This window comes from Pseudoalteromonas sp. NZS71, from assembly GCF_015864715.1.
Classification (GTDB): Bacteria; Pseudomonadota; Gammaproteobacteria; order Enterobacterales; family Alteromonadaceae; genus Pseudoalteromonas; species Pseudoalteromonas arctica.
The window spans coordinates 1-18,411 of the sequence record NZ_JADYWS010000010.1 but is presented as its reverse complement, the minus strand read 5'-3'; the positions used below and the strand labels follow the sequence as shown (position 1 = coordinate 18,411).

The 18,411-nt window shown below is 39.1% G+C and carries 15 protein-coding genes; 9 read left to right on the top strand and 6 right to left on the bottom strand.

Annotated elements, in window-relative coordinates:
• Positions 1 to 188 precede the first annotated feature (188 nt).
• The 6 genes from I6E85_RS08300 (at position 189) to I6E85_RS08275 (ending at position 9,153) form a co-directional block, all read left to right on the top strand.
• Entirely contained in the window at positions 189 to 1,682 is a 1,494-nt protein-coding gene (locus I6E85_RS08300) for a peptide MFS transporter (RefSeq protein WP_039487117.1), read from the top strand.
• A 147-nt stretch (positions 1,683 to 1,829) separates the two neighbouring features.
• Entirely contained in the window at positions 1,830 to 4,574 is a 2,745-nt protein-coding gene (locus tag I6E85_RS08295; RefSeq protein WP_197236831.1) for a metallophosphoesterase, read from the top strand.
• Between the two features lie 303 nt (positions 4,575 to 4,877).
• The gene (gene hppD, locus I6E85_RS08290) at positions 4,878 to 5,924 is read left to right on the top strand and encodes a 4-hydroxyphenylpyruvate dioxygenase (protein WP_197236830.1); all 1,047 of its coding nucleotides are present in this window, start codon (positions 4,878 to 4,880) and stop codon (positions 5,922 to 5,924) included.
• 136 nt (positions 5,925 to 6,060) lie between these two features.
• Entirely contained in the window at positions 6,061 to 7,374 is a 1,314-nt protein-coding gene (gene fahA, locus I6E85_RS08285; protein ID WP_010555130.1) for a fumarylacetoacetase, read from the top strand.
• 143 nt (positions 7,375 to 7,517) lie between these two features.
• The gene (locus tag I6E85_RS08280; RefSeq protein WP_197236829.1) at positions 7,518 to 8,681 is read left to right on the top strand and encodes a M23 family metallopeptidase; all 1,164 of its coding nucleotides are present in this window, start codon (positions 7,518 to 7,520) and stop codon (positions 8,679 to 8,681) included.
• Positions 8,671 to 9,153, top strand: coding sequence for a polymer-forming cytoskeletal protein (locus tag I6E85_RS08275; protein WP_024607173.1), 483 nt, complete (start codon positions 8,671 to 8,673; stop codon positions 9,151 to 9,153). Before I6E85_RS08280 ends, I6E85_RS08275 begins: the two co-directional genes overlap by 11 nt.
• Positions 9,154 to 9,174: 21 nt before the next feature.
• Here the strand turns inward: I6E85_RS08275 and I6E85_RS08270 are convergent, their stop codons facing one another.
• On the bottom strand, positions 9,175 to 9,648 hold the full coding sequence (locus I6E85_RS08270; RefSeq protein ID WP_024607174.1) for a hotdog fold domain-containing protein: 474 nt from the start codon (positions 9,646 to 9,648) through the stop codon (positions 9,175 to 9,177).
• A 183-nt stretch (positions 9,649 to 9,831) separates the two neighbouring features.
• On the opposite strand from I6E85_RS08270, the gene I6E85_RS08265 reads away from it, so the two are divergent.
• The 3 genes from I6E85_RS08265 (at position 9,832) to I6E85_RS08255 (ending at position 12,204) form a co-directional block, all read left to right on the top strand.
• Positions 9,832 to 11,031 carry a multidrug effflux MFS transporter gene (locus I6E85_RS08265; protein ID WP_197236828.1) on the top strand — a complete coding sequence of 400 codons (1,200 nt, stop codon included), beginning with the start codon at positions 9,832 to 9,834 and terminating at the stop codon, positions 11,029 to 11,031.
• On the top strand, positions 11,028 to 11,672 hold the full coding sequence (locus I6E85_RS08260; RefSeq protein WP_007581318.1) for a LysE family translocator: 645 nt from the start codon (positions 11,028 to 11,030) through the stop codon (positions 11,670 to 11,672). The genes I6E85_RS08265 and I6E85_RS08260 overlap by 4 nt, the downstream gene beginning before the upstream one ends.
• Positions 11,673 to 11,739: 67 nt before the next feature.
• A complete protein-coding gene (locus I6E85_RS08255; protein WP_002958191.1) occupies positions 11,740 to 12,204 on the top strand; it encodes a methylglyoxal synthase in 465 nt (154 codons plus the stop codon).
• A gap of 19 nt (positions 12,205 to 12,223) precedes the next feature.
• Here the strand turns inward: I6E85_RS08255 and yegD are convergent, their stop codons facing one another.
• The 5 genes from yegD to I6E85_RS08230 form a co-directional block, all read right to left on the bottom strand.
• The gene (gene yegD, locus I6E85_RS08250; protein WP_007581315.1) at positions 12,224 to 13,588 is read right to left on the bottom strand and encodes a molecular chaperone; all 1,365 of its coding nucleotides are present in this window, start codon (positions 13,586 to 13,588) and stop codon (positions 12,224 to 12,226) included.
• 62 nt (positions 13,589 to 13,650) lie between these two features.
• Positions 13,651 to 14,493, bottom strand: a complete 843-nt coding sequence (locus tag I6E85_RS08245) for a DNA ligase (protein ID WP_197236827.1) — start codon at positions 14,491 to 14,493, stop codon at positions 13,651 to 13,653.
• 33 nt (positions 14,494 to 14,526) lie between these two features.
• The gene (locus tag I6E85_RS08240) at positions 14,527 to 15,183 is read right to left on the bottom strand and encodes an HAD family phosphatase (RefSeq protein WP_024589448.1); all 657 of its coding nucleotides are present in this window, start codon (positions 15,181 to 15,183) and stop codon (positions 14,527 to 14,529) included.
• A 75-nt stretch (positions 15,184 to 15,258) separates the two neighbouring features.
• Positions 15,259 to 15,558, bottom strand: coding sequence for a hypothetical protein (locus I6E85_RS08235; RefSeq protein ID WP_007581307.1), 300 nt, complete (start codon positions 15,556 to 15,558; stop codon positions 15,259 to 15,261).
• 116 nt (positions 15,559 to 15,674) lie between these two features.
• Positions 15,675 to 17,942, bottom strand: a complete 2,268-nt coding sequence (locus tag I6E85_RS08230) for a TonB-dependent receptor (protein ID WP_197236826.1) — start codon at positions 17,940 to 17,942, stop codon at positions 15,675 to 15,677.
• Positions 17,943 to 18,411: the final 469 nt, after the last annotated feature.

Below are 18,411 nucleotides of genomic sequence, written 5' to 3'. Positions count from 1 at the left end.
TGTGCCCAATTGTAACTAGGATAAGGGTGTGTCTCTTACCTTCTGGTGTTACTACCATATAGCAAATCATTATCTTAGCTACAAATAATAAACTGATGGTCGAGCATTTTAGTATGACTAAATATTAAGATAGCTAAAGCAAAAAATTATAAGGCCATTACAACAATTCTTAAAGTTAGGAAGTAAATATGAGTTCAGCTCCAGATAGTGGTTGGTTTGGCCACCCTAAAGGACTTTCGACATTGTTCTTCACTGAAATGTGGGAACGAATGAGTTATTACGGTATGCGAGCTATGCTCGTATTATTCATGACAGCAAGCTTACAAGAAGAAGGCCTTGCCTTTACTGTTGCATCAGCTGCTGCAATCTATGGTTTGTACACAGGCGCAGTATACTTTTTAGGCTTACCAGGTGGTTGGCTAGCTGATAGATTGTTTGGTGGTCAAAAAGCAGTTTGGTATGGCGGCATAATTATTATGATTGGCCATATTATTTTGGCTATTCCACATGATTATTCTTTCTTTATTGGCTTAATATTTGTAGCAACAGGTACTGGTTTACTAAAACCAAATATCAGTGCAATGGTAGGCCAATTATATAGCGATGCTGATGAGCGTCGTGATGGCGGTTACGCTATTTATTACATGGGTATTAACATGGGTTCTTTAATAGGTTACTACGTATGTGGTTACTTTATGGAGAACGTAGGCTGGCACTGGGCATTTGGTGCGGCAGCTGTAGGTATGGCCATTGGTTTAGTGCAGTACAAACTCACACTTAATAACTTACCAAAGCACAGCGCTTTACCGGCTAATCCATTAGGCTCTAAAGGTACTTCACGTGCATGGGGCGGTATTGCAGCATTTGTAATTGCAGCTGCTGCAGTTACTACGGCTGCAATGACCGGCGCTATTGTTATTAATCCAACTGTAGTTGCAGGTTACACAGCGATTGTATTTACTATTATCTTTTTTGTTTATTTTGGTGTTATTTACTTTACAGGTAATTTAACAGATGCAGAAAAACAAAGAATGTGGGCACTATTTTTAGTATGTATTGCATCTGCATGTTTTTGGTCTGGCTTTGAACAAGCTGGTTCATCATTAAACTTATTTGCTCGCGACTATACTGACCGCCTTATTGGTACTTTTGAAATCCCTACAACGTGGTTTCAATCATTAAACTCACTGTTTATTATTGCTTTATCGCCATTTTTTGCAGCGCTTTGGATTAACTTATCTAAAAGCTTAGTATCACCTAGCTACAGCGTTAAGTGTGCAATTGGCTTAATTATCATGGCATCAGGCTTTTTAGTGATGTTTATGGCAGCTCATTACGCAGCTGAAGGCTTAAAAGTTGCGCCTTACTGGCTTGTTACTACGTACTTTTTACATACAGTGGGTGAGCTTTGTTTAAGCCCTGTAGCATTAAGTGCTGTAAGTAAGTTATCGCCTAAACGTTACACTGGCCAAATGATGGGTGTGTTTGTATTAACTTACTCGATTGGTAATATTATTGCGGGTTTACTTGCTGGTAATTTCGATCCGAATAATGTTGATGAAATTCCTAACTTATACTTACAAATTGCATTATTTAGCATTGGTGTTGGTGTTGTTTTAGTACTAATGACTTTTAAAGCTAAAGTATGGGAAAAACAAGGTTTAGAAGAGAAAGTCTCTTAATTATTGTTTTTTTCAAATGTAGCAATATAACCTAAGACAATTCCTCCATAGCTTCTATGGGGGAATTTTTTATTCAACTTTGCCCTTCCACCGTTAACTGATATTATATCCTGATTGGTTATTGAATAGACTCAGGGACATCCGTAGATGCAATCGTTAACGATATCACGTGTTATTATATTTATATTTCTTAGCTTTATTCTAACTGCCTGTGGTAGCGGTGATGAAGTGACGGTTAATCCAAACGATCCTGTTGAGCCTGAACCTAGCAAATTAACACTATCAAGCGCTAATGGTTTAGACGTTACATTAGACGAAGGCAATTTTATATTTAATGCACCTTCCAGTGCTATTTCTAGTGATGTAGAGCTTACCTACGAGAAAACATTATTAGATGAGACGAATATACAACAAAATATAATTTCTGATTTACATGCGCTTACGCCCTCCACGCTTACTCTTGAAAAACCTATTACCATTACAATAAAAATCCCTGATGACTATGCATTAGGCGGACAACTGTTTATCGCAAAACTATCGGGCGCTAATTGGGATACTGTTACAAATTCAATAGTTTTAGATGGGTTTGTTAGCGCTCAAGTAACAACACTGGGCACATATGCAATACAAATGCAGCGCAATGAAGCTTTCGCAAATATCGGCCCAACTTGCGACGCTAATGCAACAGAGCAATCGGTAAGGTTTGTTCACGTTGCAGATTTACATGCTCGCTTTGGCTATGAAGAGCAATATTTCAGCCGGATCAAAGCCTACTACAACCAAGTAGCAAGCCAAACCCCGCACACCTTATTTACAAACGGTGGTGACGACTATGAAAAAGGCACCGTTGCTGAGCAATTATCACAAGGTACCGCGACAGAAGAAGCTATAAAAGCAATGCAGTTTGACCTGCGAGTCGTTGGAAATCATGATTATGCTTGGGGCCCTGAAAAATTACTAAGTTATTCCCAAGACGAAAATGCAATCGTACTTGCTAGTAATACTCGTTATGAAGCAGAGCAACTACAAGATTTTGCAGGCGTAGGATTTGCAAAAGTTCAAGTAGGATGTATTACACTTGGTGTGTTTGGCATGACCTCAGTGCCATGGAATGAGCTAGATGAACCAATTCAAGATGATCCGATCCCTGATTTTATTAAACAATTTAAAATGAGCTGGCAATGGCAACAAATCGCACAAAGCATCGTAAACCAATACAGTGATGATGTAGATTACATGATTATGTTGAGCCATTTAGGTGTAGGCCAAGATACTGATATGGCAACAAACGTACCCGGTATAGACTTAGTACTTGGCGGCCATACACACGGTGGGGAAAGCTACACAACCCTTGATAACGGCGCTATTGTTTTACAACCGGACTTTTATGCTAAAGGTATTACTGACTTAACGCTTACTTTTAATTTAGCTGATAAATCATCCCCAGTTGTTGATTACAAAACGATTGAAACCGCTACAATTGATGAGCGCGATGAGGCAACAAAACTAGCTATAGATGAGATAATGGGGCGTTATGCTCCCGATGCAGAAACTGAAATCGCTATTTCTGAAAACTATCCAACTGATGCGCAGCTAGCCGAAATCACCGCCTTAGCCGCAAAACATTCAAGCACAATTAGCGCAGCATTACTTAACCCTGAACTAGTACAAAAGCGCTGGACACCCGGCACACTGACTCAAGAAGACTTCCATAAAGCTTTTTACGTAGAAAGACAGCCATCAAATACGCCAGGGTTTAACTCTATTTATAAAGTAACAGTATCGGGAAGCGACTTAACAACGATGTTTGCAAGTCAACCAGATTGGTTTTTACTTAAACCTGAAGATATACAACCCACTAATAATTACGAAGTTGCACTATTTAAAGGAGCAGCTTTGAATCCTGATTTATTTTTTAATAGTGTTACATTCTCAAACGTAGAACCAATAGCTGAAGCTTGGTGGCTACTTGATAAATATGCACGTGCCAGAACAAGTCAGTGCCTACACCTTGACACTGACACCGAACTTTATTCATGTAACAACTTAGCAAATGTAACCGTATGGAACTTTGACGATACTAACAACCCGTTAGCAGCTGATTTTGGACCTTCGGTACTTAGCTACTTTGATCCAGATGAAACAAATTGGGGCACTGCAGAGACACAATATAGCACCACTACTCAATTAAATATTGATGATTTAAGTGATGGTCCTTCAGGTGTTATGGCGTTTTCTCGCCACGCTCCAACAGAAGGCTTACTTATTGATTTAAACACACCAGCAAATGGTGACTTTGCAAATGAAGGAATGGTGTCTGACTACACCTTGGTAATGGATTTATACTGGCCCGCAGAAGGTAAAGATATTTACCGTGCAATTATGCAAGCCAATACAACTGATTATCTTAATGATGATGCCGATATGTTTATTGACCCAAGCGGCGGCTATGGACAAGCAACTAGCGATAGCGGCTATTTTGGCAATACACAACCCGACTCTTGGCATCGTATAGCTTTTGTATTTTATACAGCACCAACCAATGGGGTGTTTGAAGTCTATATAGATGGAGAACTTGCTGGCGTAAAAGAGGATGGCGAAATCGATAGTCGCTGGGCACTCAATCAATCTGTATTACTTTTGACAGATAACAATTACGAGACAGTACCAGGGTACTTAAACTCGCTGCTTTATGCAGGACGTGCTATGACCAGAGATGAAATTAAAAGTATGGGCGGCGCACAACAAAAGTTGTCCTTTGAGCAACCGACGCGAGTGTTAAATCAAACGATTGAACGTCACTATCAAGCTGCGCCAGCGATAAAAACAAACCAATGGATTGAGCAACGTAACAAGTTCTTTGGTGGCAACTCTAAAAGTGTAAATAATTAAATACAACTAAGCTTTTTCTTGTTCATTCTAAAAGGAGGCTTCATGCAGGTGAACCCTCCTTTTTATTATTTAAAAACAACAAATTAAGAATAAAAACCACTATTCAATCCTATGGCGTATAACTTCATTTTACTTAACTGTATTACAAACACGTAACTTTATAATAACCGTCTTATAAAATTTACACATACACTACACACTAAATAGTGCCTCCCCCTTCCCCAAATCAAAAATCTGGTTGATTATCTACTGCAATATGACAACAACACATAATCGCAGTGCTTAATTGCGGGAGTAATAATAATGAGTGAAGTAAATAACTATTTAGGTTTAGTCGGTATTGAATTTACCGAGTACGCAACACCTGATGCTGATTATATGGATAAAGTATTTACTGATTTTGGCTTCTCTAAGCTTAAAAAATTCAAAGGTAAAGACATTGTTTATTACAACCAAAACGATATTCATTTTTTACTGAATAACGAGCGTGAAGGTTTTTCTGCAGAATTTGCTAAAAGCCATGGTCCTGCTATTTGTTCAATGGGTTGGCGTGTTGAGAATGCACAAAAAGCATTTGAAACTGCAGTAGAGCGTGGTGCAAAACCAGCCACTGATTCAACACATAAAAACATGCCTTACCCTGCAATTTATGGCATTGGCGACAGCCTAATTTACTTTATTGAGAATTTTGGCGACAAAGGCACTATTTACGAAAGCGATTTTGAAGATTTAGAAACGCAAAGTGTTGTAGAAGATAAAGGCTTTATCCGAATCGATCATTTAACCAATAACGTTTATAAAGGCACCATGGAAAAATGGGCTAACTTTTATAAAGACGTATTTGGTTTTACAGAAGTACGTTACTTTGACATTAAAGGTCAAAAAACAGCGCTTATTTCGTATGCACTTAAATCGCCATGTGGCACCTTCTCTATTCCAATAAACGAAGGTAAAGGTAACGATAACAACCAAATTGATGAATACCTTGGTGAGTACAACGGCCCAGGCGTTCAACATTTAGCGTTTTTAACAGATGACCTAGTAAGTTCTCTTGATAAGCTTGATAAATCAACAATTGCAACGCTCGATATTATCCCAGAGTACTACGATACTATTTTTGACCGAGTACCTTGGGTAGCTGAAGATAAAGAAAAAATTCGTCAGCACCAGATACTCGTAGATAGCCAAAGTGAAAATTGTTATTTATTACAAATTTTCTCTAAAAACTTATTTGGTCCAATATTTATAGAAATGATCCAACGCGTTGATGATGGTGGCTTTGGTGAAGGTAACTTCCAAGCATTATTTGAATCAATCGAACGTGACCAAGAGCGTCGCGGCGTTTTATAAAATATTTGAGTAAATTAAAAGCAGCGAACTTCGCTGCTTTTTGTCGTTTTAATATTTAAAAAGTATGGCGCCAAGTACAAGTATGATTAAATAAACTATACCTTGTCGCCATACAGTAAAATCCAAAGGAAATGTAATGAGCCTAATTAACGAAACCCACGATATTAATTTAACCAGCTGGGTAGAGTCAGCTAATGTTGATAATTGCGACTTCCCTATTCAAAACTTACCGTTTGCAGAGTTTCGCCGTAAAGGGTCTGATGAGGCCTTTCGTGGTGGTGTTGCAATTGGTGACCAAGTAATTGATTTAGCAAAACTGAGTAAATTAAATGTTTTAACAGGTGACGCTAAAACAGCCGCTGATGCAGCAAGTGAAGCAACTCTAAATACATTTATGGGTTTAGGGGGGCAGTATTGGTCAGCACTGCGTTTAGCGCTTTCAAAAGCACTACGAGCAGGCTCTGAGCACCAACAAGCGCTTAGCGATACGCTTGTAGCACAATCTGACATAGAGTTTTCTTTGCCTTGTCGTATCGGTGATTACACCGACTTTTACACTTCTATTTATCATGCTACAGCTGTGGGTAGTTTATTTCGCCCTGATAACCCATTACTACCTAACTATAAATGGGTACCTATTGGTTATCATGGTCGCTCTTCATCTATTGACGTATCGGGTCAAACATTTCATCGCCCTAAAGGCCAAACTAAAGCGCCTGATGCAGAAGTGCCGTCATTCGGTCCTTGTAAACGCCTTGATTACGAACTAGAGCTGGGTATTTACTTAGGTAAAGGCAATGCACTGGGCGATGCAATCGCGATTGAAAATGCAGAAAACCACGTATTTGGCTTTTGTGTATTTAACGATTGGTCAGCACGTGACTTGCAAGCGTGGGAATACCAACCGCTTGGTCCATTTTTAGCTAAAAACTTTGCTTCAACTGTATCACCTTGGATTGTTACAACCGAAGCGCTAGCGCCTTATAGAACAAGCTGGACGCGTGATGAAAACGATCCACAGCCTATGGACTATTTAGAGTCAAAAGCGAATCGCGACCAAGGTGCTTTTGATATTCAAATGGATGTTAAAATTCAAACGCAAAAAATGCGTAGCGAAGGCCATAACCCAACGCGCGTATCAACATCTAGCTTTAAGCACTCTTACTGGACTGTGGCACAAATGGTTACTCACCACACAGTAAATGGCTGTAACTTTATGCCAGGTGACATGTTAGGTTCGGGCACTCAATCGGGTCCAACGCACGAAGAAGCGGGTTCTTTACTTGAACTATCTCGTGGCGGTAAAGAAAAAATTACGCTAAGCAATGGCGAACAACGTAGCTTTTTAGAAGATGGCGATAACGTTATTATGCGCGGCTGGTGTGAAAAAGAAGGCTATGCACGTATAGGTTTTGGCTCTGTAGAGAGCACAGTACTGCCTACAAAGTAATACGAGTATTAAAAAAATGATTAAAAGGGCTGCTTACTAAAAGCAGCCCTTTTTTATTAATTTTTGAACAGTTACAATTTTTTTCTAGCTTTTTTAACTCAAATTGCTATCTTAATTCGGTTAATAGCCAGTGTTTATATGCCATGTCAGTATTTATAAAATCTTTTTATCATAAATTTTTCCCAGCTCGTCAGCTACTTATTCGCCAAAATGGCGAAGTTAAGCATGTTGTTTTAGCCTCTTGGTTTCAACTTTTTGTAGCATCGCTTATTTTAGTCACTTTTATTTGGCTGAGTATTTCGAGCTTTCGCGTTTACACACAAACTAATAAAATATCTGACATAGAACAAAGTCAAATAAACAAGCAAACACTTTGGCAACAAAAAGTCAGTGAACAGCAAGCCCTGCAAGTAACGCAATTAGAACAACTTACGATACTTGAGCAAAAGCAGGCGCTACTGCAAAGCATGATAGAGTCCCTTCCCGCTTCGATTAGCAAAGACGTTATTAAGCTTGATTCAGATCTTGACGTGCCAATCAATGAAAGCAGCAATGAATTTCACGAACCATTAGTCGATGAAAATCCAAAAAGTAAGCAGGCGCAGTTAATAGCTCCAATTCCATTCGCAACAAGAATTGCCAATTTGAATAATCATTATGAACAAAGCTTTAACTTTTTAGATAACCAAATTAGCGAACGTCACCAAGCTATTTTAGCTATGGTTAAAGGCGCAGGAATTGAGTCAGCGCTTGAGCAACACTTAATATTAAGTGCCCAAACAACCGCACAAGGTGGCCCACTTGATACATTTAACGAAACAAAAATTCCAAGCCACTTTTTAGCCATCGTTGATAAGTTATTAGCATTAAATAATTTAGAAAACTTTTTAACTGAACTACCAAACACCCTCCCCTTAGCTAAAGCTAAATATTATATTTCGAGTAGTTTTGGTCTTAGAAAAGATCCAATGAATAGTAATCATGCTTTTCATAAAGGAATTGATTTAGCCGGTTGGCATAAAACCGAGATATTTGCCCCAGCAGACGCTGTAGTGCTTCGTGCCGGTCGCAATGGTGGTTATGGTAACTTTATTGAGCTTGAACATAAAAATGGCTTAGTGACTCGATTTGGACACTTAAATAAAATTAAAGTAAAAAAAGGTCAGTTAATCACTAAACATGACGTAATTGGTTTAATGGGCAGCACAGGCAGAAGTACAGGTACTCATTTACACTACGAAGTATTACTTAACGGTAAACAAGTCAATCCTCTAAAAATAACAAAGGCGCTTTCTCGTGTTTGGTAGAAAAAAACAAAAAACAGTTAGCTCTAATTTAAAAAGAGTAAATCACACACCGTCTATTATTTCTGAAGACGTACGCCTTACAGGCACTTTAGTTAGCCAAGGTGAAGTACAGCTTGATGGCCGTATTGATGGCGATATAAAAGTGGAGCATTTAGTTATTGGCTCAACGGGTGTTGTTGAAGGTATTGTTGAAGCTAAAAGCGTCATTGTTAAGGGTAAAGTTATTGGCTCAATTAATGCTAGTGAAGTAAAAGTACAAAGTGGCGCTCATGTTCATGGCGATGTGTTTCACGATACATTGAGTATTGATGCAGGTGCAGTAATTGAAGGTAGTTTAAAGCAACGCTTTGAAAAAGAAGAGCCTGAACTAATTTCGAAAGAGCTTAAACCCGCAAAAGAAGTTAAAGCATTGTTGAAGGAAGATGGCAGCGACTTATCGTTTGTAAATAAACAAGCCGCTGATAAAAGCTGAGTCAAATCAGTTTAACGTAAGTTACCTTTTTTCAGTAATGTACATAGTAATATCTGCAGTGAAAACAAGCTCATTGCGGGTATTATACAGTTTAACCGGTACTACTAAGTCTTCTTTATCAATCCACCTATGCGGTAAATCAATTTCAGCGACTGCTCTTACATCTGTATCTACTTTAGCCAAATACCTAACTGTCATCCCTTTTGGGATCCAACGATGGGTTTTAACTGGCACTGTTGCATCGACCATTACACCCGCACACAACTCAGCTAAGTTACACTGCGCAATAGCATGAATAGTTCCAATATGGTTATGGACGCTGCGACGATTTTTTACCACCGCACTACAATGCCCTTCTCGAAGATCGAGCACGTAAGGTTTCATCGAACCAAAATATGGCGCTTTAAAACAAACAGCTTTAGTAAAAAGCCAGTTCCCAAAAGGTAAGCGCTTAAATTTGTGCCATGTTTGTACAAGTGCGGATTTATTACTCATTATTATTTTCCATCAACAGTTACTTTTTTCAAATTAACACATCAGACCAGTTTTAAAAAGTGCATTTACACTGCCTTTTTAGCTTAATCCAATCAAAAAATAAAAAATGACAACCTATGCAGGGTCATAAGCCCTTTCTTTTTTACGAGTGCCCACCTAAAATACTCGGCAAAAGGAGACTCAATGCAAACACAGCCCGCTAAACCTAATATGACTTTGTTACTTATCCTAGCGTTACTCGTTATATTTTGCCCTATGGCAATCGATATTTACTTACCCGCTTTTCCTACTATTGCAGAACAATTTGCAGTTACAGAACAACAAGTTCAGCAAACCGTTGCTATTTTTATGCTAACAGTAGGTTTAGGCCAATTAATTGCGGGGCCTTTGGCCGATAGGTTTGGCCGAAAGCCAGTGGCTATAGTGGGTATAAGTTTATATGCAGGCTCAGCATTACTTGCCTATTACTCGCCTTCTTTTGAAGTATTGATGATTGCACGTGCCCTTCAAGGTTTTGGAGCCTGTGCCACATTTGTTGTCGCATTTGCGATAGTGCGTGACAAATATGGTAGTGAACGAAGTGGACAAATGATCACTTACCTTAACGGGATTGTGTGCTTTATTCCGGCAATGGCACCTATTTTAGGAGCTTGGCTTACCGTACAATTTGGCTGGCGTATGAACTTTATGTTTTTAACCGCGTTTGCCATTGTAGGTCTTGTTGTTACGCTATTCTTTTTTAGAGAAACTCGTCCTGCTGATAGCCATTATCAAGGGCATATTTTAGATTTACGTCGCTTTACACCTATTATAAAAACACCGGTATTTTTGTTTAATAGCCTAATTTGTATGGTCTCAATGTCGGCAATATTAGTTTATGTGACGCTAGCTCCAGGCTGGCTTATTACGCATTTAGGCGGCACTGTAGCCGACTTTACTTTTTGGTTTACGTTAAATGCCGTAATAAGTATTGTCGCTAGTTTTATTTTACCAACGTACATTAAACGAAATAGCCAACGTGCTTTGCGTGTCGGTGTGAGTGTACTGGTTTTTTCAGGCGTTTTAATGCTAGCCCTTAGCGGTATAGAGACGGCATTTGCGCTTATGTTACCTATTTTAATTGCAGCATTAGGCTTTGCTCTAAGTTTAGGCTCAGCTGCAGGTATGGCTCTGTCGAGCTTTCCTAAACAAGCAGGCACAGCCTCGGCATTACTTGGTGCTATGCAAATGAGTGGCGCGAGTATACTCGTTGTTTTAACCCAACATTTGGGGTTAAGTACACCGTGGTTAATTGCTTTTCATTTATTATTACTAGTTCCGCTTTGGATTATTTTAATGAGCAAAAAAGCACATACTTTGCACCCAACTAAAAGCGCTCAATGATCAATCCTGATTTTTTAGTCTCGTTTTTATTAGCCAGCTTTTTAATGGCTGTAGCACCTGGGCCATCAAATGCATTTTTGATGGCACAAACATTTGCTAATGGTCGAAGCGCCGGTATGCAAAGTGCTTTTGGTTTTGCATTAGGTGGGGTTATTCATACTCTATTTGCTGTTGTAGGCCTAAGCGCAGTCCTAAAAGCTTCCCCAAGTGCCTATGCCGCAGTGCAATATGTAGGCGCAGCATATTTATGTTATTTGGGATTTATGATGATTAAAGGCACGCTAAAGCAGCCAGAGCCTATATCTGATGACAAGCAAACCGATAAACCGCATATAAGTACCAGTAAAAAAAGTAATGTCATGTTTCAGGCCATGATGACTGAAGTATTAAACCCCAAAGTAGCATTATTCTTTATTGCATTTATTCCGCAATTTGTAGATCCAACGCTTTCATCTGCTACTTTTCAACTCGCTTTTTTTGGCTTGCTTTACCCTATTTTTGCTTTTCCGATTGACTGCACGTATATTTATTTTGGCGACAAAATTGCACAGTTTTTTAGACGTAACCCAAATAGCCAACTTTGGATTGATAGGATCACCGGCATTGTATTTATAGCCCTTGCTATCAATCTATTATTTTAACTAACCTGCACTTTGGTTAAGAGATTTATTACCCAGAGTTTAAGCTAACTAATAAAAAAGAATCAGCATGGAACAAAAAACACAATCTCTTCCCGCACAAAAAAATATTGCTTTAGTTGCCCACGACGGTAAAAAAGCAGCATTAAAATTATGGTGTGAAAAACACAAAGAAATACTAAGTAAGCACACTTTATATGGCACAGGTACTACCGGGCATTTAATTCAAAAAACCACGGGACTTGATGTAGTTCAGCTTTTAAGTGGTCCTATGGGCGGCGATCAACAACTTGGCGCTAAAATAGCTGAACATGAGATACATGTTTTGATATTTTTTTGGGACCCATTAGCATCACAGCCTCATGACCCTGATGTTAAAGCACTGCTGCGTTTAGCCGCTGTTTGGAATATTCCGGTGGCGTGTAATGAGGTAAGTGCAGATATGTTATTAAGCTCACCGCTTATGGATGTAGAGCTTGAACGTACATTGCCAGATTACGAAAAATACCTCGCAACCCGACAAATAGATCTTTAAACCTCAATTGTAATCTAGGTTATTTATAAAGCATGCTGGCCCATTTAGTCAGGCCAGCAGTTACACTACCAAAGTGGTCCCCGTTAACCATTTTTATATTACCTAAGTGCTCACTTAAAGCCGCTTTAATCAATGGTGACTGTGCACTACCGCCTGTTAAGTAAATAATGTCTGGCGTGGTCGCAGCGTCGCTGATTGCTTGTTTTGCTAAAGTAACTATTTGGCTAATACTACTCTCAACGGCAACAGCTAAATCGCTTACCGATACATTTTTATTCAGCCCACTATCTAAAAAGCTTAAATCACAATCAAACGCACTAGCTGATGAAAGTGCTATTTTAGCCGCTTCACCTTGTTGTACTAACTGATGACCTTGCTTGTTTTGCTGTAAATGTATTAAACGCTTATAAAGCTCAGGTGCACTTACATCACGTAATTGTGCATTTAGCTCTCGGGTATGGCTTTCACTATAGAATTGGCTTTGTAAGTTTACATCGTTAATTTTACACGCTTGCCAAAACGCTTGATTAGGCAAAGGTAGACCTGATTTAAACGTACTGCCTAAACCCAATAACGGCATTAAACCATGAAAGCTCAAAGCAATATCTAAATCGTTTCCGCCAACACGTTTACCACTGTGAGATAAAAAATCTCCATCGCGCTGGCTATTTCCTCTAAAGCTTGGGCCCATTTGTACAAACGAGCAGTCACTCGTACCACCACCAATATCAATAACGAGTACTTTTTGATCCTGAGTTAAATCACTCTCGTAATCGATACCCGCAGCAAGTGGCTCATATAAAAACTCTACGTCTTTAAAACCAGCGCGTTTAGCAGCACGTTCTAAAATACCGACCGCTTGTTGATTTGATTGCTCACCACCCACAGCTTGAAAGTTTACTGGGCGACCAATCACTGTTTGTGTAAGTGTTTTACCTAAAGAGAGCTCAGCGCGTTGCTTAATTTTTAAGATCATCGCGGTTGCGATATCTTCAAAAAAGTTAATTTGACCTTGCTTTAAACCTGTTGCGCCAAAAAATGATTTAGGGGACTTAACAAAGTAGCCTTCTTCAGGGAACTGCACGTACTCGCTAATCGCTTCACGACCAATAAATAGGGTTTCATCTGAAGGCTGTAAATCAAGGTCTGACTTAATACGAGGTAAGGTATTTAATAATGCTTGGCGCTGTGTTAAAAAGTCATGCTCATGGGCTGTGCCATGTAAATGCTTAGCAACAAAGTCAACAACCAAGGCACTGTGATGAGTGTAAAGTGTAGACGGTAAGTAATGTTTTCCTTGCTCTAGCGGTACTAATTGAACATTACCCTCGCTCATTACACCCATAGCACAATTAGAACTACCGTAATCAAAACCTACAAACATACTTCACCACACATTACCAAAAAGGCCGCGCAATTTAGCACACTTTGTAAAAATTATAAATGTTATAAACTATCTCTTACTCGTAAAAAACTAGCAAAACGCGGTAAACCGTTTTTTGTTAATCCATGAAATCGGTACGTTACAGTGCTACCTATCTCAGGCGCAGTGGAGCGCTCTGCATCACTAAATCCAGTACCAATCGAAAACACCTGCCCTTGTGCTGTTTTTACCCTTAATGCCCCTAACATACCTTGGTATTTTCCTTTACCTGGTAAATGCGCAATCACAACCGCTTCTGCATCTAAATAAGGTTTTAATTTTAGTAATGCATTGCTTCGACCATTGCTGTGCTTAGCACTAGCCAAATGTAGCATTACGCCCTCGCCGCCCTGCTTAGTTATGTTTTCAAAATATTCTGTGAGCTGCTCATTATTAGTAAAGCTATATTGAACTACAACGCTAATGTGCGGCGAGTTTAGGCTAGTAATAAGCTCATTATAGTTTTTATAACGAGTGCTAAAAGGCATATTTTCATCTGGCATATCAAATACTTTATAAGTAATAGTTTGCCAATCATGATTATTAGGTTTTTTAGTTCTTACTATGCCACTAAGCGCAGAAAAGTGCTCACGCTTGGTCCATAGCTCACCATCAAGCCATACATTTGGCAATGGCGCTGTAAACCAACTCGGCGCATTGATAATATTGCCCTTGCGAGTAACAAACTGCGTGCCGGTCCATATAGCTCTTACGCCATCATATTTTTCACTGACTAAATACTTACTTACATCGTAATGTTTAGTTTCGTTATATACTTTAGCCAGTAAAACAGAGGGTTGTGCTGCACTTATACATTGCGTAAAAAGTACAACAACAATTAAAAGCAGGTGTTTAATAGTAAACATTGGCGCATCCAAGCAAGTAAAAGTTGGCTTAAACTATAGTTGAGATTGCACCCATTGCCAAAACTCATCTAAGTTACTCATTTTATAAGTAGCTAGGCTAAAATCGTGATCTTTAGTATGGCTATTGGCAATGGCTACAACACGTAACAAAGCATTGTTGGCCGCCGTAACGCCGGTAAATGTATCCTCAACGGCTATTGCATTGCCTGCCTGTATATTTATCTGCTTAAGTGCCAGTAAATATGGGTCTCCAGCAGGTTTAGGATTAGTTACATCGTCTTTTGTTACCACCGTGTCAAACAGCTCATAAAATCCTAAACCTTTAAGTATTGGCATAGCTTCACTTTTAGCACTGCCCGTTACTAGCGCCATTTTTAAGCCACTCGCTTTTACAGCTTTCAACGTTTGCTCAGTAAACGGCATTAGTGGTGGTAAATGTGTTATTACATATTCGCCAAATAAACGGTATTTTTCATCCGCTAAAAACTGTGCGCTTACTGATAAGTTATGCTCTTGCTTAATCTCTATTGCAGCTTCTAAAGTGGGTCGTCCTGAAAAGCGCTGACAAAAATCACTTTCTAAATAACTAACACCATAAGGCTTAAGTAGTTTACTCCAACATACAAAGTGCATGCTTTCTGAATCAACTAATGTGCCATCCATATCAAATAATACTGCTTCTAATGTCATCCTCATTCCTTATTTAACCTAAGCCAAATTTTGACAATAAAAAAGGCGCCTTAAGCACCTTTTATTAAATTGTTGTTATTGCGTTAAGCCAGCTGGTGGCTCACCCGTTGCTTCTTCACCCGTATCAACATCAACAAGCTCGTAGCCACGCGTTTTACGCATAACTTTAAGTACAGGCTTTTCAAATGCTGTTTTTAAACGATCTGAGTCATCTTTCAACTCATCAAGTGTTGTACCAAAAGGGGCTGCGCCTGTTTCTGACCAGTTAGTCACTTTACCGTTCAGGTTATATTCTACTTCGTGTATTTGATATTGCGCTGCTTCGTCTTTCGTTGCTTCACAAAAAATTACACGGTAATTCCAAAATCCAGCCATTGCTCTTCTCTTTAAATAAACCAATTAGGCGCTACTTTAGCAGCTCTAAAAGGGGTTATACAAATAAAAAAGCCTGCGCAATGCAGGCTTTTAAAGTAAATACTTTTAGCTATTAGTTAGAAAAATCTAACTTTAAACTCAGCACCTACGTAACGTTCTTCGTTAACAATACCCGTATTGTTATTAAAGTCTACAGCTCCAATAACTTGTTGCTCGTCAAATAAGTTACGAACAAAAGCGGCTACTTCGTATTCGTAGTCGCCTTCAGACCATGTGTAACCTGTACGCAAACCTGTTTCAATAAGCTCTTTACCTTCAAACTCTACTGATTCGTAAAGGAACATATTGATTTTACTACGATAAGAAATATCACCGCTTGCGAAGAAGTTACCATCGGTAAGTTCTTTAGTGTAGCGAAGCGTAAAGTTAGAGATCCACTCAGGAGCATGCGGTAAGCTATTACCATCAAGTACAGCAAGACCAGAACCATTAATTGGGTCAGTTACAGTACATTGAGCACAAACAGCGACAGCTAAATCGTTATCTTTAATTTCTGTTTTATTGTAGCTTAAGTTAAACGTTGCATTAAACTCATCGCTTAATACCCACTGCGTATCTAACTCAAAACCATAGCCAGTCGTTTTATCAGCATTAACTAAACGGTTAAAGTTAGCACCACCGCCTACAGCGGTAAGTTGCTGGTCGTCCATTGTGTAATAAAACACAGTCGCGTTAACACGACCTTGGCCATCTAACACGTCTGATTTAATACCTGTTTCGTACGATGTTACAGTTTCTGATTCAGCTGTTGTTACATCATCACCAAACAAAATACGACCTTGTAAACTAGGTGCGCGGAAGCTATTTGCTACACGGCCGTACCAGTTAACATCGTCGTTTACTTTATAATTTGCAGATAAGTCCCAGCTAACATGGTCGTCACTAACATCACGCTCTACAAGTAATGCACCACCGCCAATTGGGCTAAGTGTACGGTCAGCGACAAAATCTTTATCGTCATCAGAGTAGCGAAGTCCCGCTGTTACTTTTAAATCATCTGAAAAAGTATAATCTACAGAACCAAATACAGCCCAAGCTGTAGTATCTTGCTGTTGACGAACATAGCCATTTAAAGCACCAGCATCGGGTGTTGAGAATGTATCGTAGCTGTAGTTTTCAATTGTTAGTTCTTCATCGAAGTAAAAAACACCTACTTGATAATTTAAATCGCCATCAAAGTTACTAGATAAGCGAAGCTCTTGCGTCAACTGGTCGTGATCTGGAATGCCATCAGCACTTTCTGAAGAGAAAGGGATAAAACCAGGCCCCATGAAATCTGGAATATAAGAAGCACCGTAACCGCCGTCGATGTCAGCGCGAGAATATATTTCAGCACTTTCCCATGCAGAAATTGAAGTGATTGTGTGATTTTTAAGTTCCCACTCAAGCTTTAAGCTTGCACCTTCAGATTCTACTTGTTGAGTAGAACGAGATGCTGCATCTTGATAAACAACATCACTTTCGTAATTATCTACTAGCTCGTTAGTACCCGTTTTAATTACATTTGCACGAAAGGCAATTGGCGAGCCATCTAAATCACGTGTGTGATAGTTTAATAAAGCAGTAAAATCATCGCCTTCATATAAAAACTGAACACGTGCCGCTTTTTCAGTGTAACCACCTTGCTCGTCTTTAGCTTCAAAGCCTGGAGCTTGGTTATCAATGTAATCGTCTTTATCTTGCCATAATAATGAAACACGAGCAGATAAACGGTCAGTTAAAGCACCACCTACAGCACCACTTGTGTCTACAGCGCCACGGCTACCGTATGAAACAGAGCCATAACCATCAAACTCTTGACTTGGTTTAACAGTATCAAACTTAACAAGGCCAGCCGGCGTGTTACGTCCAAATAAAGTTCCCTGTGGTCCACGTAATACTTCTACGCGCTCAACATCAAATACTGGGAAGCCTTTTAAAATTGCATTTTCTTGAACGACTTCATCAACAACAAGTGATACTGGTTGTGATGCATTCAAATCGAAATCGGTATTACCTAAACCACGAACGTAAAAGCGTGGGAATGAACGACCAAATGAAGATTCAATAGATAAACTTGGAATTTTCGCATTTAAAAAACGAATATCCATACCAGCTGAGCTATACGCATCAAGGTTATCACCTTGTAGAGCAGATACTGCTACTGGTACTTCTTGAGCGTTTTCTACACGTTTACGAGCTGTTACTTGAATAACTTCTAGTTGATTACTTTTTTTAGCTGTTTTTTCTTCAGCAGCTAAAGAAGAAAATGAAGTACCTGCTACTGCAGAGAACAACGTTGCATTGATTAGGGTAGCTAACGTAGATCTTTTCATTGCTTTCATGTTGGGTTTAACCTTTTTTGTGCACTCTTGTTCAACGGTTTTTTGTGTTGCGCAATGTATTCATTGCGGGCTCGTTCAATTTTTCGCGACTTGCGTCATGCGCGCGGACCTTATTACCGAGAGTACAAAAACGATGTTATAAGGCTGAACGAACGATTAAGATTATACCATTGTGTGACAATTTTACTGCATAAATATAGACATAATTAGAAACTTTTTTGCAACATTTAACTACAAAACCACGTGTTTTTATCACTATTTAGATGCAAAATCCCAATATTAAGGACATATGTCCTTTATTGGATTTAATAAAATGGAGTAGGAAGAAGGGATTGTTTTACATGTTAACCTAAAATAGAAACACCTGTGTTTTTATTAAAAGCCGCCCAAGAGCTAACACCATTCAGTTAAGCATGCTTTGACTTAATGGTGTACCGAGTTTTTGAAATTCGAACGGTCCTACTTTTGG